The sequence below is a fragment of the Kitasatospora sp. NPDC091257 genome (assembly GCF_044757675.1).
Taxonomy (GTDB): domain Bacteria; phylum Actinomycetota; class Actinomycetes; order Streptomycetales; family Streptomycetaceae; genus Kitasatospora; species Kitasatospora lactacystinica.
Window position 1 is genome coordinate 1 of record NZ_JBIVVI010000349.1, and the last position, 7,495, is coordinate 7,495.

The 7,495-nt window shown below is 68.9% G+C and carries 3 protein-coding genes; all 3 read right to left on the minus strand.

Annotation, left to right across the window (positions count from 1 at the left end; genetic code table 11):
* Positions 1–4,155, minus strand: a 4,155-nt coding sequence (locus ACIQOV_RS17955; RefSeq protein ID WP_401049520.1) for a DEAD/DEAH box helicase, incomplete at its 3' end; no start/stop codon positions are given.
* Positions 4,152–5,108, minus strand: a complete 957-nt coding sequence (locus ACIQOV_RS17960; RefSeq protein WP_401049522.1) for a hypothetical protein — start codon at positions 5,106–5,108, stop codon at positions 4,152–4,154. The genes ACIQOV_RS17960 and ACIQOV_RS17955, both read right to left, overlap by 4 nt.
* A complete protein-coding gene (locus ACIQOV_RS17965; protein WP_401049523.1) occupies positions 5,101–7,113 on the minus strand; it encodes a hypothetical protein in 2,013 nt (670 codons plus the stop codon). The genes ACIQOV_RS17960 and ACIQOV_RS17965 overlap by 8 nt, the downstream gene beginning before the upstream one ends.
* Positions 7,114–7,495 lie beyond the last annotated feature (382 nt).

Sequence of the window (7,495 nt, forward strand, 5' to 3'; positions counted from 1 at the left end):
GCTCCTGGGGGTGGGCTCGAAGTCGGTGATCCCGTCGACTGTGAACACCTGGCCGTCCTTGACGACCTCGCTGCCCGGGGCGAACTGGGAGACGGACATGGCGATGTCGCGGTCGATCGTGTTGTCAGGCGGCCAGGGAGACCTCCTCTGGGGGACTTTCAGGTAGAGCTGCCTGACCCGGGTGGGGAATCCGAACATGGGCAGCACGCCTGAGTGCGCGAGGCGCTCGCTGAGTTCCTCCGAGCCGGTGGGCTGGGCGGCGACCTTTGTGACCTTCTGCAGCAGTTTCTCCAGCCACTGGCTGGTGAGGATGTCAGTCGGCTGGAGCGGGGTGAAGGCGCTCAGCACTTGTGCTGCCGTGGCCAGTACGCCGTCATGCTGGTTGAGCCACTCACGGACGGCTGGCAGGGCCGCGGGCCAGTCGCGGGCCTTGCCGAACTCGCCGTGCACGCTGCCTGAGCCGCCGTGTGCGTCGAGGTTGCGGAACGCGAGGCGCAGGACTTCGGCGGACAGGGCTCGTTCCAGGATCTCCGGCCGCTGGAGGGACAGGTAGGGGGGCGGAGTCGGGTCGTTGGTGATCGATGACGGGTTCGCGAAGTAGTGCTCGTCGTGGCTGCGTCCCCGGCAGACAGTCAGCGCGACTGCAACCGGAGAGGTCCGTCGGCCGGCCCGCCCGACGCGCTGCTGGTAGTTGAAGCGGCTGGGCGGCATGTTGGCCATCAGGACGGCGGACAGCGGTCCGATGTCGACGCCGGCTTCCATGGTGGTGGTGACCGCAAGGAGGTCGATCCCGTGCACGAGCGGGACCTCGGGCGGGTCGTTCAGGAAGACCTGCTGGAAGCGGGCCTGGCGGGACTGGGCATCGAGACGGTCGGTCTGGCCCGTCAGCTCGGCGCAGTTCAGGCGGAAAGCGGCGCGGTCGCTAGCTGCCTTCCAGGCGTAGTAGTCGCTCGCCTCCGGGCTCCTGTCAGGTTCAGGCTGCACGGGGAGGGCGCTGTGGCAGCGCGTGCAGGTCCCGGCGCTCGGTGTGAGGTGTCGGCGCCCGCACTGGCCGCACCGCCACGAATGGCCGGGAGAGGGCTGGACTGCCGCTGTCCTGGGGTCGATGAGGTATTCCCGTACCGTCCTGCCCCACGCGGCCTCGGCGGCGATCTGCACGTCGTCCGGGTGCTTGCCCTGGTTCCGTGCGACGGCTTTCCAGTACTCCCTGAGCTGCGGCGGAGGCTTGTCCCTGCCGTCGCGGAGGGCGTGGAAACGGCGTAGTTCGGCGAGGACCCGCAGGCTGGCGCGGCCGAGGCCGTCAGGGTCGGGGACGGCCTGTGAGGGGGCGGCAGAACCCAGTCCGAGCGATTCGATATCGCGGCCAGCACCGGAGAAGAGGGATTCGAGGATGTTCTCCAGGAGCCCGTTCTCGGAACTCAGCGCAGCTTTCTGGGCGTCTGAGGTTCCCAGCTGAAGTGCGGGGGGCTGCTGTTCCCAGTCGAAGAACTCGTGCCAAGGCAGGTCATTGACTTGCTGGACGCTCGGCTTCGGTCCCGCGGGGTTGACTCCCAGGGAGAGCAGGCGCTTGTTGACGTGCACCTTGGCCAGAGCCTCAAGGGCGGGAGGGGATGCGAGCCGTGCTCCCGCTGCGGTCGCCGTGGCTTCATCGTTGGTCAGCAGCGCCAGGCGCAGGTCGTTCAGGTCATCTCTGTTATGCGCCCTGAGGCGTTCGACGGCAGCGGTGCCGACCTCGGACTGCGCCTGCGGATCTGCGCGGACGGCGGCCACATCTTCTGCCGCTCGGGCAGACTTTCCCAGCTCGTCCAGGGCGAGGAGCCGGACGAGGTCCTGGTAGTGCCGCAGGGCGATGCCTGCGGAAAGCTTGGCGGCGTCCTGCCGACTGTCGGTGAAGACGATCAGCTTGCGCTCGGCAGGATCCGCGAACTGCTCGGCAAGCTCGTCCGACAGCACCTGGTTGATCTTCTCGAAACCGGTCCTCATCGTCCGCACGGGTGATGCCAGTCGCGCGGGATCGGTGACGGGCCTGCGCATGCCCTGCTTGGTGTAGATGCGTTCCCAGTCGGCTCCACAGCAGGGGCTGCGGGTGGGGAAGGGCGGGAACACGGCGAGCGCGTGCTTGGGCCGGCCGGTGTTCTTGTCGGCAGGCGTGCTCACATGGAAGCTCCAGCCGGTGTGCCCGCTTGCCCGGTTGGACAGCAGGCCGGTGGCCGGATCGTAGGCGCTGCGGCGGAAGGCGAACGTGACACTGCCGCTGTCGGCACTCCACTCAGCGTCGTCGTCAGCGCGCTGCTGGCTCTTGGAGGGCCAGTAGACGACGTAGTTCTCCGCTGACCGGTCCTTGCCGGCCCGGTCGGGAGCGCGGGAGAGATCGGGGCTGTCAGGCAGCAGGACTGACTTGAAGGCAGCGCGTCCGGTAGCGCTTTGCGGCACGTAGCCGCCGAGCATGGCCTCACCGCAGGACTGGCAGTAGAGCAGTTCCAGGACACGGGCGCCGCAGTCGCAGAACGTGCGGGGGACGGAGTAGATCCTGCCGACGGACCGTGACACGTCCTGGAAGGGGGCGGGAACCTTCGGGCACTGGGGGTCCGAGCAGGCCCACATGCCGGCCACGTTGCGGAAGAAGAGGTGGATGCGGATCCTGGGCAGACCGCTCACCCCGGCTTCCGCAGCAGCACGGATGGCGGCCGCCGTGCCCTGCAGGGCCTTGCTGGCTTCTTTGCTGCTGCTGGAGGGGAACAGTTTTCTGGCGAGGGCTGCAGAGGCCATGGCCGGGGCGGAGGGACCGGCCGATCCGGCACTGAGTGCGCTGGCCAGCGCCTGCGCCGCACCTGTCGCGGAGAGCAGCTCGGCGGCCTCAGCCGGAGGGGGCTCAGTGCCGGCGTACTGTGCCAGCCTGGAGGCGGCTGCGGAGATGTCCCCCGGGCCGGCGGCCCGGGGAGCCGCCTCTCCAGAAATGAAGTGGAAGGACTTCTCCTCAGCAGCGAAGAACTCCTGCAGGAAGCGGCGGTCCTTCTGCCGGGTCTCGTCCAGTGAGGCGGAAGCGGCGAGGACCCTGAGCTTCTCGGGACGGCGGTTCAGGCCGAGCCGGTGGAGGAGGTTGCGGATCAGGTAGGCGGTCTCGGTGCCCTGCGTCCCCCGGTACATGTGGAGTTCGTCCAGCACCAGGGTGAACCGGGCGTCGTCGTGCGAGTCCAGCCACTGTGCGGTGCGGAGGAAGAAGTCCTCGTCGCGGCTGAGCCGGAGCATCACGTTGAGCATGGAGTAGTTGGTGATCAGGATGTCGGGGGACGAGTGGTACATGTCCCACCTGCTGCGCATCTCCGCCCCGTCTAGGCGTGGGGTGAAGTACCGGATGTCCTCTTTGCCGGTTTCCTCGGCGGCCTCACGGGCGCGCTCGCCGCGGGCAGCGGTGGCCTTCAGGTAGCTGCGCAGCTCGTCGACGGCGTAGCGGTGCTCCTGGCTGCCAGTCACCGGGGTACTGCCGGTGAAACGCCCGAAGTAGAAGCGGTGGCCGTCGCGGTGGTCGTCCAGCCACTCGCGGGCCCGGTCGCTGTCCAGGGCCCGCCTGAGCCTGACGAGCTGGTCGTCCACGAGTGCGTTCATGGGGTAGAGGATCATCGCCCGGACTGCGGGCGTGTGCCCGGTCTCGCCTTGCCGCTGAGGGCAGTACTTGTCCGAGGACCGCTCCCACCACGGGCTGGGCACGGCTGGGGCGCCCTTCCAGCCCCGTGACTCACTTAGCAGGTCGGCCAGGATGGGCAGGAGGAATGCTTCGGTCTTCCCCGATCCGGTGCCGGCCGTGATTACCGCGTTCCGCCCGGTTGCCATGGTGCTTGCCAGGGTCCGCTCCTGGTGGGTGTAGAGCTCCATCCCCTTCTCGAAGAGCCCGCACTCAGCGAACTCGGCTAGTTCGAGGGGGGCTCCGGCCGCCCTGGCCGATTCCGCGATGCTGTGCCCTGTGAGGGCGTAGTCCGGCCGGAGCTCGACAAAGGGATCGGCGAACACACCGCCTGGCTGGTCGAGTAGAGCCCGGCGCTCCGCCTGGAGGCCGTCGTTCCGGAGCCGGAAGGCGGTGTCGTAGTAGCGCAGGTAGGCCTCGGCCAAGGCGTTGTGTGTAGTGAAGGCGTCCAGGCCGGGCAGGGGTGTGCTCATTCAGTCTCCAGGCGGCGGTGCAGGGTGCGGGCGATGCGGTCGGCGATGAAGAAGGGAACCCCGTCGTAGTGCTCCGTGGCTGCTGTGCGCAAGCTCGCCAGCCCTGTGCACAGGACCGCTGCCCGTTCCTGGGCCAGCGGCAGGGGCGCCCTGCGGTCAACGGTCATGCGTCCCAGCGTGCCGGGGCCTCGGCTGCCTGCTCGGTCGGCCTTCCAGTGCAGGGGGAACGCTGCTGGGGAGGTGACGTGGTGGATGCCTGCCTTCCGGTCGACGCTGTGCCAGGTCTGCTCCGGGAAGGGGTCGGGGGTGTGCGAGCGGCCGGGATCTGAATGCCGCCTGGGCCGGTGGAGCAGGGAGTAGCGGTGCAGGCGGCCGAACTGCGTGAACCGGTACAGGCCGGGGGCGGGCCAGCTGCCCCTTAGGACGACGGGGACGAACCGGCCGGTGACGGGGTCGAACCGTTCGGCTGAGCTGTCGCGTGCCGGTGGAGCCGCCACAGGTCCGAGGGTGAAAGGGCGGAGGGACCTGGCGGCGGACTCAGCCGCGCACGGGACGGCCACGGTGCCGGTGGACGCCGCGAAGCCGTGGAGGCGGGAGCGCTCCGAGTACTGCAGCCATACGGCCGTTGGCAGCGGTATCCCGGACTCATCCGGTACCTGGGGGACGGCTACCGCCCCGCGCTCCTGGTAGAAGGCTGGCGCGACGGGCCGGGCTCCGGTGAGGACGGCGGTCTGGGTGTTTCCGGGTAGGTCTGTGATTTCGCAGGCGTTCGCGCTCCAGTGGCCGGCGCGCCAGTCGATCGTGACGGCGCCGAGGGCTTCGATACGGCTGAGCCACTGGGTGACGGGTCTTCTCTCGCAGCCGGCGGCCCATGACGTGTCGCGGATGAGCGCGGCCAGGGGTCCGCTGCCCTGTTCCGCCATCCAGGCGATGAAGAGGTCCGGGTCAAACACGTGTGAATCCCCCTCGCGGGAACTGGCTTAGGGCGGCCTCCCGGTAGCGCTTCCACAGGGGCGAGTGGGCTGCACCGGCCAGGTCGAGCAGGACGAGCCCTCTCCAGAAGTCCTTGGCGGCCCGGCTGAGGGATCCGAAGTCCGGCTCCCGCGGCTGCAGCAGCGTGACGGCCGGGTCACTGCCGCCGGAACAAGCCACCAGCCAGACAGCGTCGGGCGGGACCGGTATGCGGGCTGTCCCGCCGCCGCAGAGGGCTGGGGCGCGCTCCGTCCACCACACGGGCTCCTGGGGCCGTCGGGCAGCGAGGAAGTGGCCCTTTGCGGTAAGGAAGCGCACGTCGCCGTCCAGCGGGACGGCGACGGTTCCCGGCGGGGTACCGGGGACCAGCCCGTCAGGAACGCCGACCAGGGGCTCCGGTGGCGGCGTGAGGTAGAAGTCAGTGGCAGTGCCGCCGGCTGCCAGTACGTGCCGTCCCGGGGCGAGGCCCTTTCCCCGCAGTGCCGTCAGACCGTCCGGGGGGACGGCCAACGGCTGCCCGTCCAGCGTCACCAGGCCGGGCCCGCGGTAGGCCTCGGGAACCATGGCATCGGGCTCCCCGCCGAGCAGGAAGAGGGAGCGGTGCCGCCACCCGCGTTCCACGAGAAGCCCGTTTCGAAGGCTCAGGCGCCGCTGCGGTTGGTGGCGGACACTCCCCACAGCGGACTGTGACAGAGCTGCGGCCAGGGCCTGCTCATCGTCGAACCGAAGCTCGGGAGTGACCTGCCAGCCCGGAACCGGGACGCTCTCAGGGCGGCGCCACTGGTGGCCGGCACCGGCCAGGAGGCTCTGGAGCGGACCCTGACCAGAGGGGTTGAACAGGAACACACAGGGTTCGAGGGCCGTCAGCACATCGGTTTCCATCCAGCCGCCGGCGACAGAGTCCTCGCGCAGCGCAAGGACGTTGCGTCCGCCTTCAACGCAGGCTTCAGCTACCGCACCGCGCGCGAAGAACCCGTGCTGCAGGGCCTGGGCCAGGTCAGGTATCGCTCCGGAGAGCTCGTACACCTGGTCCTCCAGCGCAACTTCCAGCGTCCCGGCAGGATGCCGGAGGGAATCGTGCTCCACACCGGAGACGGCCTCTGCATGCCAGCGCGCCTCCCACCCCGTGAATTCGTCCTCGAGGACGACGCGCAGGCGCACCTGGGGCAGGCTGCTGCCGCCATGCCCCAGGGCAGTGCTCCCGTCCCAGCCCTCGAACAGGGTGACTAGCAAAGGCTCCAGGAGTTGGTCCTCCACACGGGAGTGGAGCGCCTGGCGAAGCCTCTGGGACAGGCCGCCTGGATTGACGGAGTTCCACATCCTGAGCTTCTCCAGCAGCCGCCCGCCCTGGACTTCCTGGCCCGGCGACAGGTTCTCAGAGCGGAAGAACCGCCGCAGGGCCGCGTGGTCGGACGCCCTGACCAGAGCCTGGGACTGGGCGTAGCCGATCTTCCGGAAGGCTGCGTTCTTCCGGATCGTGCTGAGGCCGCGCGCCCCGCCCTGCTCCCGGAGCCATTCATCAAGGCACACCCACTGGCCGACGACTGCCTCGTAGTTGCTCTCAAGCCGCTTTCGGTGTCGCTCCCCGCCCCAATAGGGGCGGAGTACCTCTGCAAGGCGCGCGTAGTACGCGGGCGCCCCGGGCCCTGCTTCAGTCCGCTGCATCCTGGCAGCCGCCAGCACAGCTGCGGCGAGGAGCGGAAGGCAGGGCGGAGGATCCTCGCGCTTCCCGCGCCGCCAGACGCGGCAGCGGTCCGAGACCGGGCGGTACGGGTCCTCGTGCCAGGCAAGCACAGAACTGACGGCCGTGCTGAGCCCCTGGACCTCGGCCCCGTCCTGGAGCTCGCGCAGCTCGTTGTCGCTGATGAAGAAGAGGACCGGTGTGTCCTTGCGGTGCTCGCTGAAGAACGCCTCGGCAAGGCGGGCCTGCCACCATTCGTATGCGGCCCAGCGGCTGCCCGGCCCGTCGCCAGGCTCATCCCTCACCTGTCGGCTCCATGTCCGCGACCAGCCCTGGAAGCCCGGACCTCGGCCCGGCCCCGCGCAGGCAGTGCAACGACCGCGCGCACATGCATGAACAGCCCCGCCCCCACCTCAGGAATGTGCTGATGAGCAGTCAGCACTGCTCAGATTTATCACCTTGACCGGCCTGTTCATAGCCAGCAGCTTCATGGAAGGGAGACGGGGCTGGGCTGGCTCGGAGGTTCTTCAAAAAACGCACGAACGCGTCCGACTGAATGTATGGTTGGAAGCTTTATCTGGGCCTGGGCTGACTAGGCCGCGTATTCGGTCGTGATCAATGGGTTCGGGTGAGGTCCTTGATCCAGATCATTGCGCCGCGGAGGTGAAGGCCGGCGAGGTAGCTTTC